Raw genomic sequence first — 14465 nt, forward strand, 5'->3', positions numbered from 1 at the left:
ACTCCTTAATTTCTAGTTATCTCACAGATTGCAAACCGACCTTTTACCTTCAAAATCGTATATCCTGGATAATTACGCATATAATGTAGGATGCGCTGTTTTAGTTCTTGTTCCGTTTTTGATTGCTCCCAGAACTTGTCTGGGAGCCTAACATTTGATTGATTATGCATTGTCTTCTACCGGAAAATCGTTTTGTCCATCCTCTTCCGGATTTTCCATATTGATAAAATCTGGCTCTGGTGCATCTAAAAAGATGTCATCATTCGGCGTTATATCCTTGATTTCTCTTGCTACACCTTCATCATGAGCAACGTGCTGTTGTATCTCTACGCTTATTGGCAAGTACTTCCACATGTGACGGATGACTGTCTTGTTTGCCATCTCTTCATAATGATTGTTCCACGGGCTATATTTGGAACGTCCACTTGGACTAGAAGTACGTCGCTTTTCTATTTCTGCTTTAGGCATAAACTCCATTTGATAGCCACCATCTTTAAATTTCGCTACTGCATAAGAACCGATAAATTCACCTTTATTAGTGTCCATTGTTGGTACGTGTTTCAATTTAGGATCTAGACCTAATTCATACTCAAATTCATCATTCTCATATACTGCATGAGCATAGATTGATTGAATATGTCCTGAACGTCTTGCTAGGTCAATCATGCCTTTATACCCGATAATGAACTGTACATCAGTTGTTTGTGCTTTATTATTTTTAAATGGGAGCATGTAGCAATGACCCATTGGACCAGGTTCCAAACCTAATTGTGCTGCTTCCATTACAGCCCCCAGTAAACTAGCAGGATTCGCTTCTCTAAGTCCTGGTGTTGTTCGTATCGTTGTCATTGCTAGTCTTAGCAATCTATCCTTGTCCATGTGTTTAGGAAGTGCCTCTTGCATAGCAGGTGCCATTTGTTTTAGATAATCTTCAATTGTTTTTGGCTTGTCCTTTGCAGGAGCACCACCATTATTTTTCTTTGCCGCCATTTGGTTTTTCATTTGCTCTGTTTGTGTCATTTAATTTTCCTCCGCATCTTTTAATAGTTCGATATCTTCTTTACTCACTCTGTATATGCAATTCATCCTGGTTGCCACAAGGTACATATCTTCATATTGTTGATCATGGATATAGAATCCTTCGCCAGCAATTCCCATTCCAACATCAACGCCTTCTGACCAGTCGAGCCTGTGAAACGTCTTTATTTCTTTTCTTATTCCACATATAAAACCTTGTTCGATTTGAACGACTTTCTTCATGATCATAATTGGCAATCCGTCATCATAACCGTTTTTATCACAATAATTGAAGAAATCATCCTTCCCTTCAAAGACCCTAGGGTACTCTTCCCGTTTCCATCTTTTGTTTATTTTTACGTAATCACCTAATTCGTAACGCATCTACTCCACCTCAACTTCTTTAATCGTCATACGCCTATACGTGGATTGATTTGTAAACTCTTCTGCAAGCGTTGGATGCTCTTTTCTAAACGTTTTACTATCAAACCGATTAGATGTAATAGCTTTGTTGCTTACTTCATACCGTGGAGTAACTCCTAATGTCGCTTCACCGATCATTAATTTAAGTTTGTTTTCATACTCTTTTTGCAAATATTTCTTTTCTTTCGTTTCAGCTTTAATACTTTCAATCGCTTCAATAAGTGATTCTGCTGTATCAGACTCAAGCATTACTGTTTCGCCATTATCTTCCGGGTACATCTTATTAAGCAATTCACTAGCTGACTTGGAACCATCTATTTCTGGTGGTGTTTCTTTGAGTACATGTTCATTCCAGAAATGTTTTTCTTGTTCAATCATTAATTCAATAAACTCATCATCACGGTCTACTTCTTTCCATACGAACTTCTGCCCGCCGATCAACACAGCAATATATGCTTTTTCGTAATCTAAAACAGATATATAATGTTGCAACTGACACATATAAGCAGGTGGGATATGTTCCCCTTCCCAAGCGTCTGCATTGAAAGCGTTCGTTGTTTTGCATTCAAGCAATGCCTTTTCTCCAACGACATCCCTATCTATATTCGCATGCATGAATTCGTGTTTAGGGTGCTTAAAAGTTTGATTCCGACGACGCACTCTTTTTCCGGTTCGTCGCATAAATTCTTCCGCAACAACGTCTTCTAGCACGTTCCCAAAATGGATTGCTTCATTATCAATTTCTTCAATCTGATCACTTGTTTTATCGATATATAATTCAAACGCTGACTTCCATGGATTGAAACCTAGAATCGCGCTGGCGTCAGAGCCGCCGATCCCCTGTTTTCTGTTCCACAACCATTCCTGACGTGTCATTTCTGCTGTGTTTTTAGCCAATTAAATTACCTCGCTTTCAAGTTGACCAAATTCTTTCTTTAATCGTTGAAATATCATTCTTCTTTCTGTTTTGTTAAGCTCCCCAATCATTCTGAGTAACCTAAATTTACGCTTCGTCTCTTCATCGTCTTTGATTGACGGCAAGTTGCAGTTTTTTCTTATTTCTTCTTCTGTATAAGGGAGCGTAGATTTTAATGTTTCCAGATAATTAGCGTGTATTTTTATCATTTTTCCATTTTGTTTATATTCAAATTTAAAAAAGTGGTATTCCCTAAAACTTCCGTGCATTGTTTTAATTACATTTTCCCTTGCGTATACAGGCTTCTTGCTTTCCTTTTCAACCATTTCACCACGGTAGTTCATCATGTACGGTATCTTTTTACCATTTACAATAACGTCGTGCCATTTATACTGGAGCTTGCACCAGTCCTCCACTTCCCAATAACCGTAAACTTTTTCGAATTTTAGATATTCATCTACCATTTTTTGAAAGGTAACTGCATTGATGTAATAACCAAAGTACACATAGCACCTTTGCAACCCCTCTAATGTCTCAGCCCCGATACTCATAAATTCACCGTGTTCTGGATAAGATCCATAGTCAAACCAATAATCTTTAATTTTTTCAACGCTACCGTCTTTCATTTCCAGTTCAAGTTCCCTGCCACCAAACGCATCTCCGTACCTCTCTTTTTTTAACCAATGGCTGGCAACTATATCCCCATTTGAATTCACGGCGGACCCCACATAATCGCTTCCGATCTTTTCATAAGTTAAGGCGGGGATTTCATCAAAAACGGCACTATAACGATCGTATTTATGTTTAATTAACTTTAATATTTTCAAAAGAATACCTCCTTGCCCTCTACACACAATCGTTGTATAATAGAGGGACAATATATTTGATTTGTGTTTGATTTAACGTCCTCTGCCTAAGGGCGTTTTTTATTTTGCAACTTTATAAATTGCTCCATGGTTTTCAAGTATCTCCCTTGCATCCGCACTAAGTTCTTCAACTAAATAAAATTCATCTTCATATTCGAGTATTTCTTCATCCGTAAAAACTTCATTGCCAAGAGCGTCAATTCCGTATTCTTCACGTTTTGGACTATATGGATAGCCAGTTCTTAATGTTCTTGTTATTTCAGGATGTTGTATCACTTTTTTTACCTCCTATGCATTGATTAGTGCGTAATAAATAAACAGTAATGTTAGAACAAACAATGTACGATAAAACCAATTTATAAATCCTTCACTCATGTCCATGACCTCAATCTACAAATAACCTCTTCCTCCATTTGTCGTTCTCTGATGCGTTCTAAAAGTTCCCTCGCTTGTTCATCAGCTTTCTTTTCTTTCCTCATGCGCTCCAACTCCCTTAAAGATCGTGAAGCATTGTCGAGATATAATGCTGCCTTTCCATACTCTTCATTGCTTATGTGAACCAGAGCGCCATTCAAGCAATACGTATAACAATTAGCCTCGTCTGTTGCTCGTTTTAAATCCTTGTTTAGAAATGTCATATAATCCCTCCTAGTAAAATAGTGTTAATAATTGATACTCCTGCATCTAAAATATTCTGCATGATAGAGATCCCATCTACACCACACATGAAAGCCACTAGCACCTCTTGTGTATTTGTATTACTTGTCCAAGCTTGAACCATTGATATGCTTGGCTCTTTTGTGCCGTTCTCGTACTTTGATACGTCAGATTGATTGATAAATAACTTATGTGCTAATTCTTCTTGACTTAATCCTGATCGAGTCCGGCACGCCTTTAAAATCGCACCGTATTTCACGTTTTCACCTCCCTTCATTCCAGATTGGAATTTATTTCAAAGGGGTGGTTGGCATATACTTGTAGTACCAACTCCCTCAGGTTGGTTGTTTTGCTAGATTGCTTGATTTGTTTGTTGTTCTATCCATTGCATTAGGGCGGTGTAGGGAATGCGTATTTTTTGACCTTCCCTGATGCATGGGAAACCATTATGTTCAGATTGCTTACATAATTCATAAGTTGCGTTTAATCCGATTCTTAGGATTTCTGCAGCTTCAGGAACTTTCAAAAATCGTGGCGTTTCATGATATCCGTGCTGGCTTAATAGTTCCTTGATATCCTCCAGGTGCTTTTTATTTTCTTCGCGGATAATTTGACGAATGGATTCTTCCATGGACATTTAAATTACCTCCTGGAACTTAAAATCGTTAATGTTTATCTTGTGTTGGATTGCCATTTCTTTTACAACCTGGATATAAATTTCAATAAGACGTTTTTCTTCCGCAATGCAATCGAGTTTGTTAATTTTTTTGATGTAAGATTTCGTCATACCTTGAGCAAGAGCCCTTTCTTTACGATTGTTCAAACGGATGTCTAACTTGCAATTAGCTCTTTTTTCAAGTCGTTCATAACTTAAATTAATTACGCTTCGATAAGGTTCAATTCCAGACCATTTCTGAGCTATTTTTCTTAATATTACTTTTACTTTTTCACGCCATTCATCACTGGTCATGGTTACAATGTTGGAAATGTTATTAGCTGTATTAGTTGCTTGTATCGCTAATTCTTTCGCTTCTTTTGTTGCTAGTTCATTTTTAGCAACCGCTTGGAACATTTGATTCATCATTTGTAGTTCAGGACTTAATTGGGTAGTATCGATTTCTTGTTTGTAAGAACCTGTTTTTCTAATAGAAGGAATAACTTCTACCGCTAACCAATCTTGGAACTTTTCAGCAACATCGTTTTGTGCCTTGAAAGCTAACTTGTAAACAAGTGGCTCGGGGATTAGATCACCTTTCCCAACTTGTTGGGAAACAAATTTTTCAAGGTATTTATTGACCGTTTCCCATCTGATGTATTCTTTATTGTTTTTCGTTTGAGTGAAACCAAGACTTTTGGCAACCTGCTCAACGTCGAATAAAATTTGTTCACCTTCTGTTTTTGCAGACACTTTGAATAATTCATTTTCAAATATTTGTAATTTATTCATTGTTTTTCCTCCTTAAAGGTTTTATCTCGCTTCCTGTCGAATTAAGACTATGGAAGGAGGTGTAATTAAATGCTGTTAAAAACACATCAATTGGACGATCTAGCAACTTATGCTAGTAAAGCAAAAATCGCAGGATCGAAAGGCATGGTTGTTTACTCCGTGCAAGACACTAAAACTGGTGGTTTTGTATCTGGTGGTCGCACATCAGGTTTTAATCCCCAAAAAACGTTTAATGTCCTTTTACAAACTGATTTCGGATCTGTTTACTTCCGAGAATCAATTCAAGATAAAAATGAAATAGAGCAAACAATCAAAGGCATACAAGAACTCGAAAGCTCGTTCACTTTATTCGAAGTTACAGAAGTAAAGATTGATCGAGACAAACAAATAGGTAACTTTAAAGTAGTTCCTTAAGTTTTGCGTGTAACTCCAAGCATTGAATTAATTGATCGTGTAGCAGTACGATGGTTTCCCAGCCATCTGCTCCGCATGAAATGCTTTTTTGGAGTGTTTCAATCTCATTTTCTAATTGTTTAATAGTATCCATTTGATTACCTCCTTAAAGGTTTTATCTCGCTTCCTGTCGAATGTTGATTCAGGAAGGGGGTGCATTCATGTCTAAAAGCGATAAAGAATTAGCTGTAGAGATCGCAAAATCTTATATAGAAGCGTCAGCTAACTTACAACAAGCAAATGGTGCGTCAAAACCAATAATCAAAGCTGATAATGTATTGGAACTTATTAAAGACTTTCATGCTGAACTTAAAAAATTAGATTGATAATTCTTGTTCGAAATGGGAGTGAAGAATCATAATAACTTTGGCGAGTTCTTCTTCACTCCATTCTTTTGACTCTGCAAATTCGATTAGTTCTTGCAATCGTTTGGCATTTTCTTTTAAATGATTCATTTGATTACCTCCTTTAAAGGTTTTATCTCGCTTCCTGTCGAAATAGGACTATGGAAGGGGGTGAGAAATTATGGATTGATTTTCTCGAATTTATGCTTTTAACGCTTATGGCGATAAAGATAATCGTGAAAAGAAAATCAAATCTTTCATAGATGCGGGTTGGGAATATATCGGTGAGACTCCCATCATCTCCGCTCCGTTTATCAGCGTTGGTTGGCCTAAGGAAAAAGGAGAAATTATTTATCCTGCTGACTATTCCGAACCAAAATAAAATAGTCGGAGTAATTCGGTAATTTTACTTCTCCTGCTTTTGCGCTTGGTTCCCACACAGGCATCCAACCACTGGACTTCATCATTTCAGCCTCTTCTCGTTCTCCTACAAACGTGATTTGGTCGAATGATGTCAAAAGATCAAAAGTACATTGCATTTCGTTCACCTCCTACGCATTTTTGATAAGTTTTTTATCATTAGCACTAAAAAAAAGATCAGGAAACATTTTCTTCATATCTTTATCGAAGAATTTTTCATATTTAATTAATGTCACTCTCCCAGGATTAACAACGCCTTTTTCCAATTTCCTTACATAAACAGTAGAAATTCCTAGAGATCGTGCTAATTCTTGTTGTGTTAAATTATGTTTTTTTCTTAGGTGTAAAAGAATTTCTCTTTCCATTTTTTCACCACCTTTTGATAAGTTTTTTATCACTGTCTATAGAATACATGATAAATTTCTTATCGTCAATAGTTTTTTGAAAAAAATCTTATCAAAGATAAAAAAATTATCGCATATAGATTATAATAGGGGGTGGACAGAGGTGATCGCGTTGGATGAAAAAAACGAAGTGTTTGGGAAAAGGTTGAAAATACTGCGAAATAAAAAGAAAAAAAACCAAGAAGATGTCGCTAAGGATTTAGGGATTTCACGAGCGAGATACTCTCACTACGAAAATAATCATGTTGAACCAGATATAGATTTGATACGAAAGTTAGCGGATTATCATAATGTGAATACAGATTACTTATTAGGCAGAACAAACAAACCTAATGGGTCAAGCGAATCTGACAAAAATGCCATTATCGACAAAATCGCAAAAGAATTCCCAGACGCTGATCTCATGTTTGGTGATTTAGCGAGTATGGATGCGGAGCAATTAGAAGAAGTTTATGAGTTCATTGCTTTTAAGGCGAGAAGGAAGAAGTAACACAGAGATACAACAGCATGCACTACATCACGAAATGTTTTTCGTGGTGTTTTAATATACAATTGCACCAAAGATACACAAACATTTTAATACTTTTTAAGGAGGAATTAAAAAAATGAGGAAGTTTTTATTATTGGTGTTTACGATTATTTTCACATCAGGACTCCTAGTAGCTTGTGACGAAGCTAGTGTAGAAGAAGTAGACAAAGAACAAAGTGATGACGCAGAAGCAGCAGAAAAAGAGAAAGAAGAAAAACTTGCTGTTGGTGATACGGTGAGCTTTGATGACATGGAAATAACTCTAAACGAAGCAAGAATTGAAGAAGGCGGAGAGTTTGACGAACCAGAAGAAGATCAATTCGTCGTAGCAAACTTAACAATTAAAAACAAAACTGAAGAAGAACAAACTGTATCTTCAATTATGAATATCGAATTAAAAGATGATGATGGTTACGGATACACTACAACAATTTTAACAGAGGGAATAAAAGGACAACTAGATGGGTCGATTGAGCCTGGAGGAGATATGAGAGGAGAAATACCTTTTGATGTTTCCGAATCAGAGAATTATGAATTGCATTTTTCCGATCCATTTAAATCAGGAAAAGCTATCTGGAATATTTCTAGCCAAGAACTACAATAGAGTAGATTAAAGTATCAAAACTTACATAAAGGGGAATGAAACAATGAAAAGAACTACTGAATTTGTTCTAGGACTAATTGGGGGAATTTTCGGATTTATAGGTGCAATTATGGCTTTATTTGTTGGGGGAGTAGACGCTGCGTTTAGTGATGGAACAAGTGAAGTTACTGGCTTAGGATGGGCTGCATTCATTTTCTCTATTTTAGCAATAGTTGGATCGGTAGTAGTAAGATCAAAAGCGAAAGTAGGAGGTATTTTACTACTTATTTCTGCGGTCGGTGGAATTATAAGTATTTCAATGTTTTACTTAGTTCCAGCCGTACTCATTGCTATAGCAGGATTAATGGGGGTTATTAGAAAGGATAAAAATAAAACAGAAAATGTTGCTTAAATTATAGGTGTACATCTGTACACCCTCTTTTACAACATTAAACAGAACATACATTCCCATTAAGGAGGTTTTTAATGTATACATATATAGAAGAATATATTTTCAACCTATATAAATCATTATCCATTAATAAAACAGATCAATTAAGTATTAAAAAAATTGCGGATGGTCTTGATTTAAATGTTTACTATGCAAGCATCCCATTTCGGTTTGGGAGAAACATTATTTTAATGAAATCCACAAAAGAAAAAGAATGGCAAATGTTCGGCCATGAAGTAGGCCATTATTTAAGGCATTGCGGGTGTCAATTAAAAATGTATTACTTGTTTCGTGAGCTTCAAGAAAATCAAGCTAACTATTTTAGTTATCATTTCTGTGTTCCTACATTTATGCTGCATGAGCAAATGACAGTCTATGATATTATGAATTTATTTAAGGTAGAATACGAATTTGCTTCACGTAGGATGGAAATGTACAAAAATAAACTTTATGAAAAGGAGTATTCTTATGCGTGGACACATAGCTAAGAAGGGTGATCGTTATTATGTTGTTGTTGATATAGGTAGAGATCACAGAAATAAACGTATTCAAAAGTGGTTTAGTGGATACAAAAGGAAGAAAGATGCTGAAAAGGATTTACCTAAAATAATAACAAAACTGGAAAAAGGTTATACGGATCCGGCAGACACAACTGTTGAAGAATATCTTAATGATTGGCTAGAAAGAAAAAAGAATAGTGTTGCACATGGCACATATCTGCATTATGAATCATATATGAGGAACCACATTATTCCAGGACTAGGACAATGGAAAATAAGTAAATTGGAAGGCCATCATGTAGAATCCTTTGTTGATGAAATTAATGCTAAGGATATTTCACAACGGACTAAGAAACACATATTCAGAATATTATCAAGTGCGTTATTGAAAGGTAAACGTTACGGTTTTAAAGAACATATTATGGAAGACATTGAAGCTCCTAGGGTGGAAAGGAAAGAAATCGAATACTGGACACTTGAAGAGATGCAGGCTTTCTTACAACACTTAAACAGCAAAAATCATGCAATACCTTTTGTTATTGCATTAGCAACCGGAATGAGAAAAGGAGAAGTATTAGGGCTCCGCTGGTCTACAGTTGATTTTGAAAATAATACAATATCTGTTACAAATCAATTAAAACAAGAGGAAAAAGAGTGGATCCTCTCTCCTCAATTAAAAACAAAAACAAGTTATAGAACGGTCAAGGTTGATAGCGATACAATGGAATTGCTTAAACAACATAAAAAACAACAAGAAAAAGACCAAATGAAAGTTGGTCCCGATTACAAAAAAAGAGATTTAGTTTGCGCCACTTCAATAGGAGGATTTATAAAACCATCCTATTTACAAACTGTCTTTAAACGTACTTGTAAAAAGAGTGGTGTCAAAAAGATTAGTTTTCATGGATTAAGGCATACACATGCAACTTTGTTACTAATGGATGGTGTTCATCCTAAGATTGTGCAAGAAAGATTAGGACACCGATCTATTCAAACAACACTAGATACTTATTCGCATATCATCCCTGGTATTCAGGAAGTGGCTGCAACAAGTATCGGAAAATCAATGCATCCTAAAAGAGAAATTAAAGAAGATAATCTATTTAATATGGGATAGAATTTCTTTCAATTCTTCTAACGGAACATCTATCATAATCAATAATAAGTTAATTCGGCACAGGATTAAAAATGCACTACAAATACTGTTTAATATACTTTAAAGTCACTTGAAATCGGTATGATTGGTTTCCGGTACCATGTGTCGGGGGTTCGAATCCTCTCGGGCGCGTTATAAAAAATACATAAAAAAGACAAGGAGTACATTATTTGTGTTCCTTGTCTTTTTTTCAGCTGTCCTCTTTGTTACGCTTGAGTCACAAAGGAAGCTAGCTGATCGATCGCCGTATCTGCATCCGTGCCGTCTGCAACAAGCTTAATTGTCTCTCCAGACGTTATCGCTAAACTCATTAGCCCCATAATACTTTTTGCATTTATTCTTTTCCCGTCTTTCTCTAAGAAAATATGAGCACCATATTTATTTGCCTCCTGCACAAATAATGCAGCAGGTCTTGCTTGTAATCCTGTTTCTAGTTCTACTTTAACAGACCTCTCAACCAAATGTATCATCCTCTCCCTGTAGTAAGCGCTGTCAAATAAACGGTAACGATTCTTTTGCTTTGGTAGCAAAAGGTATCGTTTTTTTATTTTATTCAAATCATTTTTCACTGTAAATAATTGTTATTATATCATGGAAACGTAATTTTTAGTAGAAAATTAATTCAGTTCCTATTAAACCATCATTTTGGAACCATCTTATATTGATTCACCTTGCCTAATCTTATCAGCAAATTGATCAATTTTTTTCAAACGATGATTTACACCTGATTTAGAAATCTTTCCGCTTGGGACCAATTCTCCCAATTCCTTTAAAGAAACATCTTGATGGCGAACGCGTAAAATAGCTATTTCTCGAAGTTTGTCCGGCAGTGCATGAAGACCAATTTCCTTATCTATTAATTGAATACTTTCAATTTGTCTAAATGCTGCACCGATCGTTTTGTTTAAGTTAGCTGTTTCACAATTAACCAGCCGATTTACAGAGTTCCTCATATCCCGAACAATGCGGACATCCTCAAATTTGAACAAGGCATTGTGTGCCCCGATAATACTTAGGAACTCAGTAATTTTCTCTGCTTCTTTCATATAAACGATATACCCGTTTTTACGTTCTAACTCTCTTGCACGTAAATCAAAATCATTAAGTAATTCATGAAGTCCAGCATTATGTTCTTGGTGGGTATTAAATATTTCTAAATGATAAGAAGACGTTTCTGGATTGTTGATCGACCCCCCTGCAAGAAATGCTCCGCGCAGATAAGCTCTTCTGCAACAAGTTTTATTGCTATATTTTTTTGATATAGTTCTTATAAAAGTGTAATTATCATGTAAGATATCTAAATCGGATAATAATTTATTTGCATTTTTTTTCATACGAACGATGTATATATTATTTTTCTTTAACTTCATTTTTTTGCGAACGAGCAGTTCTACTGGTAATGCATATAAAGATTTAATTAATGTATAAATACGCCGGGCAATTGCCGCATTTTCTGTTTGTACGTCCAGCGTAAATTCTTGTTTAGAGACAGAGATCACACCGTTCATCCGTACTAAAGCCGCAAGCTCAGCGGACATGCAGCAAGCATCCGTTTCAATCCCGGTCAGTTCTTTTTTTATTTCAGAAGCAAAGGACAATTTATTCCTCCCCTTTACTTAGTTGTCAGATTAACCATCACTTTTTTGATCGATGATGGAATAAAGTAATTTTGCTATTTTATTTGTATCATGTCGTAATGTAGAGCGGTTATTGTCAATAATATCCCCTTCAATTATTTGCAGATGCATTTCAAGGAGGCGCTCTGTATCATACACGACAGGTACTGCGTTTTCCTCGGCATACACAGCACATATTGCTTTGTTAATTGGTTCATTTTGTACGACAATCGAATCAATACAATCTTCGCCTATATGATCTCTGATTGCCTGTATATGATCTGAAGCGGTATAGTTCGTCGTTTCCCCTGATTGTGTCATTACATTACAAACATAAACGACTTTTGCCTTTGTATTTCGTACTGCATCATCAATCTGTGGTATGATCAAATTCGGCATAATACTTGTATACAGACTGCCCGGGGAAATAACGATCATATCTGCCTCCTCAATTGCTTTAACTGCGTTTGGTAATGGCTTGATTGACTTGGGACTTAAAAAGACCCGTTTGATTGGCTTTTGTGCAAGTGGAATATATGATTCTCCGGAAACAATTGTACCATCTTCCATCTCCGCATGTAATAACATACTCTCGTTTGAAATGGGGTAAATATTACCTTTCACATTTAATACACGAGAAACTTCTTTAATTCCTGTGTAAAAATCTCCTGTAACCGAAGTCAGTGCTGCCAGTAATAAGTTTCCCAGGGAATGACCGGAAAGTCCATTTTCTACATTAAAACGAAAGCGGTGCTGAAATAGATCTAATAGCATCGGTTCTGCTTCAGACAATGCTGCAATGACATTGCGTATATCTCCAGGTGCAGGGATAGCCATTTCATTTCGTAGTCTTCCTGTACTCCCACCGTCATCGGCTACGGTAACAAGTGCTGTCAAATCAATGGGGTAATTCTTTAATCCACGAAGCAGTACAGGCATACCAGTTCCCCCACCTATAACAACAACACGTGGTTCCTTTTTTGCTCCCATCTTCATTGTCCCTTTCTTTTATCGATATCTCGATGACTAATATGTGTAATATAATTCGCTGATAAATTTTTAGCAAAGTGCTCCGCAATGGCTACAGAACGATGCTGTCCTCCAGTACAGCCAATGGCAACTACAAGCTGTGATTTTCCTTCTTTTTTATATTGCGGCAACATGAATTGCAATAATTCAAGTACTTTCTCAGTAAATTTTTGAGTATCTGTCCATTTAAAAACATATGCAGCTACTTCTGGATTTAATCCGGTTAATGGTTTCATTTGCGGAACATAATGGGGATTAGGTAAAAAGCGTACATCAAATACTAAATCCGCATCAATAGGAATTCCGTATTTAAAACCAAAGGAAACCATATGGACTGAAAATATTTCCTGTTTTTCTTCTGTATATGCCTTTACAATTTTTTTACGCAAATCTCTTGGTTTTAAATCCGTTGTATCGATGATTCGCTGCGCTCTTCCTCTTAGTTCATCTAATATCTCTCTTTCTTGCTGAATCCCATTAAGAGGTAGTCCTCCAACAGATAAAGGATGCGAACGTCTCGTTTCTTTATACCGGCTTACTAGTGTTTCCTCTTTCGCATCAAGAAAAAGAATATGTTCATCCAGCCACTCTTCATCCCCTAGAACATCTAATGCTTCAAACAAAGAATCAAAAAATTCCCTTCCTCGCAAATCCATTACAAGCGCTACTTTCCGAATATTATTCGTAGCATCTTTCATCAATTCAAGAAATTTCGGAAGTAATGCTGGAGGTAAGTTGTCCACACAATAGTACCCTAAATCTTCGAAGCTTTGAACTGCAACCGTTTTTCCCGCACCAGACATTCCAGTAATAATAACTAGCTTTGTTTCCTGTTCGGCAGTTTTTCTCAATGCACATCCTCCTTTTCCATTATATGTCTTTATCCCAATCAAGTCTGTAATCAAGCAGTTCATCGTCCGCTGTATAAGAAAAAGACCCATATAACACTTCTTTTGAAGTCAGTATATGCTGAAATATTTTTAAGTCACCTTCCGCCATAGGCAATGTATGAATTTGATTCAACGGCACCCACTCTAAATCTCCTTCTTTACAATAATCCGTTAATTGACCATGGTAATTTTCACTTATAAAGGTGAACATCATCCATTCCTCTTTTATTTTCTTCTCTGAAAAAATCGAAAATGTAAATGCTCCAGCTAATTTTGGCTCCTTAACGTGTAAGGCTGTTTCTTCTCGAAATTCTCTAATTGCTGCTTCTTTAATTGTTTCATTTTGTTCCATTTTGCCTCCAGGTATAGCGTACCAACCTCGGCGTGGCTTTTTTATCAGTAATATCTGTTCGTTATTTATTAATATGCAGTTTGTGACCCTTTGCATGCATAACACCTTTTCTTGTGCTTATTTACTTTTTCAATTAAAATCGACTATCTCTATTATACAATGAATTTTTTAAAAGCCACAACAATTCATATCCATCTCAAAATATGGCAAAATTTCACGACTGCGAACCGATATTTTTCAACAACATTCAACAAAAAAAATCGAGTAGGTGACTAACCATTACTTGGTTAGTCGACCTCTCACACCACCGTACGTACGGTTCCGTATACGGCGGTTCAATCTCTTGAGTATCCAAACTCATAGAGTGTGGACAAATCTTTTAGTCCCCACTTTGTGAGCCTTTCTTTTGGTA

Annotated in this window: 25 protein-coding genes; 7 read left to right on the forward strand and 18 right to left on the reverse strand. The window is 36.2% G+C overall.

Annotation, left to right across the window (positions count from 1 at the left end; all coding sequences use genetic code 11):
- Nucleotides 1–162: 162 nt before the first annotated feature.
- The 9 genes from recT to GZ63_RS18245 form a co-directional block, all read right to left on the reverse strand.
- A complete protein-coding gene (gene recT / locus GZ63_RS0100310; protein WP_029265752.1) occupies nt 163–1020 on the reverse strand; it encodes a recombination protein RecT in 858 nt (285 codons plus the stop codon).
- The gene (locus GZ63_RS0100315) at nt 1021–1401 is read right to left on the reverse strand and encodes a hypothetical protein (protein WP_029265754.1); all 381 of its coding nucleotides are present in this window, start codon (nt 1399–1401) and stop codon (nt 1021–1023) included. It lies immediately after the preceding gene.
- Nucleotides 1402–2337 carry a YqaJ viral recombinase family nuclease gene (locus GZ63_RS0100320; protein ID WP_156947641.1) on the reverse strand — a complete coding sequence of 312 codons (936 nt, stop codon included), beginning with the start codon at nt 2335–2337 and terminating at the stop codon, nt 1402–1404.
- Entirely contained in the window at nt 2338–3183 is an 846-nt protein-coding gene (locus GZ63_RS0100325) for a hypothetical protein (RefSeq protein ID WP_051681325.1), read from the reverse strand.
- Nucleotides 3184–3282: 99 nt separating this feature from the next.
- Entirely contained in the window at nt 3283–3498 is a 216-nt protein-coding gene (locus GZ63_RS0100330; RefSeq protein WP_029265760.1) for a hypothetical protein, read from the reverse strand.
- Nucleotides 3499–3593: 95 nt separating this feature from the next.
- Entirely contained in the window at nt 3594–3860 is a 267-nt protein-coding gene (locus GZ63_RS0100335) for a hypothetical protein (protein WP_029265761.1), read from the reverse strand.
- Nucleotides 3857–4138, reverse strand: coding sequence for a helix-turn-helix domain-containing protein (locus GZ63_RS0100340; protein ID WP_226374280.1), 282 nt, complete (start codon nt 4136–4138; stop codon nt 3857–3859). Before GZ63_RS0100340 ends, GZ63_RS0100335 begins: the two co-directional genes overlap by 4 nt.
- A 93-nt stretch (nt 4139–4231) precedes the next feature.
- Nucleotides 4232–4516, reverse strand: coding sequence for a helix-turn-helix domain-containing protein (locus GZ63_RS0100345; RefSeq protein WP_051681327.1), 285 nt, complete (start codon nt 4514–4516; stop codon nt 4232–4234).
- Nucleotides 4517–5326, reverse strand: coding sequence for a BRO-N domain-containing protein (locus tag GZ63_RS18245; protein ID WP_226374281.1), 810 nt, complete (start codon nt 5324–5326; stop codon nt 4517–4519). It lies immediately after the preceding gene.
- Nucleotides 5327–5395: 69 nt separating this feature from the next.
- Here GZ63_RS18245 and GZ63_RS0100360 point away from each other — a divergent pair, with 69 nt between their 5' ends.
- Nucleotides 5396–5740: a hypothetical protein gene (locus GZ63_RS0100360; protein WP_029265767.1), complete on the forward strand. Its 345-nt coding sequence runs from the start codon at nt 5396–5398 to the stop codon at nt 5738–5740.
- On the opposite strand, the gene GZ63_RS17725 is transcribed toward GZ63_RS0100360, so the two are convergent.
- On the reverse strand, nt 5724–5873 hold the full coding sequence (locus GZ63_RS17725; RefSeq protein ID WP_156947642.1) for a hypothetical protein: 150 nt from the start codon (nt 5871–5873) through the stop codon (nt 5724–5726). The two genes, GZ63_RS0100360 and GZ63_RS17725, sit on opposite strands and share 17 nt — an antisense overlap.
- A gap of 67 nt (nt 5874–5940) precedes the next feature.
- Between GZ63_RS17725 and GZ63_RS17730 the strand changes: the two genes are divergently transcribed.
- On the forward strand, nt 5941–6105 hold the full coding sequence (locus GZ63_RS17730) for a hypothetical protein (protein WP_156947643.1): 165 nt from the start codon (nt 5941–5943) through the stop codon (nt 6103–6105).
- Here the strand turns inward: GZ63_RS17730 and GZ63_RS17735 are convergent.
- The 3 genes from GZ63_RS17735 to GZ63_RS0100385 form a co-directional block, all read right to left on the reverse strand.
- Complete coding sequence (locus GZ63_RS17735) at nt 6097–6234, reverse strand: hypothetical protein (RefSeq protein ID WP_156947644.1); 138 nt, start codon at nt 6232–6234, stop codon at nt 6097–6099. The genes GZ63_RS17730 and GZ63_RS17735 overlap by 9 nt on opposite strands.
- Nucleotides 6235–6470: 236 nt before the next feature.
- On the reverse strand, nt 6471–6662 hold the full coding sequence (locus GZ63_RS0100380) for a hypothetical protein (RefSeq protein WP_029265769.1): 192 nt from the start codon (nt 6660–6662) through the stop codon (nt 6471–6473).
- A gap of 12 nt (nt 6663–6674) precedes the next feature.
- Complete coding sequence (locus GZ63_RS0100385) at nt 6675–6908, reverse strand: helix-turn-helix domain-containing protein (RefSeq protein ID WP_029265771.1); 234 nt, start codon at nt 6906–6908, stop codon at nt 6675–6677.
- Between the two features lie 151 nt (nt 6909–7059).
- Between GZ63_RS0100385 and GZ63_RS0100390 the strand changes: the two genes are divergently transcribed.
- The 5 genes from GZ63_RS0100390 to GZ63_RS0100410 all read left to right on the forward strand — a co-directional run bounded on the left by GZ63_RS0100390 (nt 7060) and on the right by GZ63_RS0100410 (nt 10127).
- Nucleotides 7060–7437 (forward strand): helix-turn-helix domain-containing protein, encoded by a 378-nt coding sequence (locus GZ63_RS0100390; RefSeq protein WP_404814827.1) that lies wholly within the window; start codon nt 7060–7062, stop codon nt 7435–7437.
- A gap of 115 nt (nt 7438–7552) precedes the next feature.
- Nucleotides 7553–8080, forward strand: coding sequence for a DUF4352 domain-containing protein (locus tag GZ63_RS0100395; protein ID WP_029265775.1), 528 nt, complete (start codon nt 7553–7555; stop codon nt 8078–8080).
- 43 nt (nt 8081–8123) lie between these two features.
- Complete coding sequence (locus tag GZ63_RS0100400; RefSeq protein ID WP_029265777.1) at nt 8124–8471, forward strand: DUF4064 domain-containing protein; 348 nt, start codon at nt 8124–8126, stop codon at nt 8469–8471.
- A 74-nt stretch (nt 8472–8545) separates the two neighbouring features.
- Nucleotides 8546–8998, forward strand: coding sequence for an ImmA/IrrE family metallo-endopeptidase (locus tag GZ63_RS0100405; RefSeq protein WP_038220770.1), 453 nt, complete (start codon nt 8546–8548; stop codon nt 8996–8998).
- A complete protein-coding gene (locus GZ63_RS0100410; protein ID WP_051681328.1) occupies nt 8979–10127 on the forward strand; it encodes a tyrosine-type recombinase/integrase in 1149 nt (382 codons plus the stop codon). The genes GZ63_RS0100405 and GZ63_RS0100410 overlap by 20 nt, the downstream gene beginning before the upstream one ends.
- 245 nt (nt 10128–10372) lie before the next feature.
- Here the strand turns inward: GZ63_RS0100410 and GZ63_RS0100415 are convergent, their stop codons facing one another.
- The 5 genes from GZ63_RS0100415 to GZ63_RS0100435 form a co-directional block, all read right to left on the reverse strand.
- The gene (locus GZ63_RS0100415; RefSeq protein ID WP_029265783.1) at nt 10373–10627 is read right to left on the reverse strand and encodes an HPr family phosphocarrier protein; all 255 of its coding nucleotides are present in this window, start codon (nt 10625–10627) and stop codon (nt 10373–10375) included.
- A 195-nt stretch (nt 10628–10822) separates the two neighbouring features.
- Nucleotides 10823–11764 (reverse strand): DNA-binding protein WhiA, encoded by a 942-nt coding sequence (gene whiA / locus GZ63_RS0100420; RefSeq protein ID WP_029265785.1) that lies wholly within the window; start codon nt 11762–11764, stop codon nt 10823–10825.
- A 30-nt stretch (nt 11765–11794) separates the two neighbouring features.
- Nucleotides 11795–12772: a gluconeogenesis factor YvcK family protein gene (locus GZ63_RS0100425; RefSeq protein ID WP_029265787.1), complete on the reverse strand. Its 978-nt coding sequence runs from the start codon at nt 12770–12772 to the stop codon at nt 11795–11797.
- Between the two features lie 2 nt (nt 12773–12774).
- Nucleotides 12775–13662, reverse strand: a complete 888-nt coding sequence (rapZ, locus tag GZ63_RS0100430) for an RNase adapter RapZ (RefSeq protein WP_029265789.1) — start codon at nt 13660–13662, stop codon at nt 12775–12777.
- 19 nt (nt 13663–13681) lie between these two features.
- Nucleotides 13682–14149, reverse strand: a complete 468-nt coding sequence (locus GZ63_RS0100435; RefSeq protein WP_029265791.1) for an NUDIX hydrolase — start codon at nt 14147–14149, stop codon at nt 13682–13684.
- Nucleotides 14150–14465 lie beyond the last annotated feature (316 nt).

The organism is Virgibacillus alimentarius (genome assembly GCF_000709085.1).
In the GTDB taxonomy this organism is placed as follows: Bacteria; Bacillota; Bacilli; order Bacillales; family Amphibacillaceae; genus Virgibacillus_B; species Virgibacillus_B alimentarius.

Coding starts and splice junctions, on each gene's coding strand:
- GZ63_RS0100315 (WP_029265754.1), bottom strand. CDS start 1,401: ATGCGTTACGAATTAGGTGATTACGTAAAAATAAACAAAAGATGGAAA.
- GZ63_RS0100395 (WP_029265775.1), top strand. CDS start 7,553: ATGAGGAAGTTTTTATTATTGGTGTTTACGATTATTTTCACATCAGGA.
- GZ63_RS0100360 (WP_029265767.1), top strand. CDS start 5,396: ATGCTGTTAAAAACACATCAATTGGACGATCTAGCAACTTATGCTAGT.
- GZ63_RS17725 (WP_156947642.1), bottom strand. CDS start 5,873: ATGGATACTATTAAACAATTAGAAAATGAGATTGAAACACTCCAAAAA.
- GZ63_RS0100400 (WP_029265777.1), top strand. CDS start 8,124: ATGAAAAGAACTACTGAATTTGTTCTAGGACTAATTGGGGGAATTTTC.
- GZ63_RS0100385 (WP_029265771.1), bottom strand. CDS start 6,908: ATGGAAAGAGAAATTCTTTTACACCTAAGAAAAAAACATAATTTAACA.
- recT (WP_029265752.1), bottom strand. CDS start 1,020: ATGACACAAACAGAGCAAATGAAAAACCAAATGGCGGCAAAGAAAAAT.
- GZ63_RS0100335 (WP_029265761.1), bottom strand. CDS start 3,860: ATGACATTTCTAAACAAGGATTTAAAACGAGCAACAGACGAGGCTAAT.
- GZ63_RS17735 (WP_156947644.1), bottom strand. CDS start 6,234: ATGAATCATTTAAAAGAAAATGCCAAACGATTGCAAGAACTAATCGAA.
- GZ63_RS0100405 (WP_038220770.1), top strand. CDS start 8,546: ATGTATACATATATAGAAGAATATATTTTCAACCTATATAAATCATTA.
- GZ63_RS0100435 (WP_029265791.1), bottom strand. CDS start 14,149: ATGCAAAGGGTCACAAACTGCATATTAATAAATAACGAACAGATATTA.
- GZ63_RS17730 (WP_156947643.1), top strand. CDS start 5,941: ATGTCTAAAAGCGATAAAGAATTAGCTGTAGAGATCGCAAAATCTTAT.
- GZ63_RS0100410 (WP_051681328.1), top strand. CDS start 8,979: ATGCGTGGACACATAGCTAAGAAGGGTGATCGTTATTATGTTGTTGTT.
- GZ63_RS18245 (WP_226374281.1), bottom strand. CDS start 5,326: ATGAATAAATTACAAATATTTGAAAATGAATTATTCAAAGTGTCTGCA.
- GZ63_RS0100425 (WP_029265787.1), bottom strand. CDS start 12,772: ATGGGAGCAAAAAAGGAACCACGTGTTGTTGTTATAGGTGGGGGAACT.
- GZ63_RS0100345 (WP_051681327.1), bottom strand. CDS start 4,516: ATGTCCATGGAAGAATCCATTCGTCAAATTATCCGCGAAGAAAATAAA.
- GZ63_RS0100380 (WP_029265769.1), bottom strand. CDS start 6,662: ATGCAATGTACTTTTGATCTTTTGACATCATTCGACCAAATCACGTTT.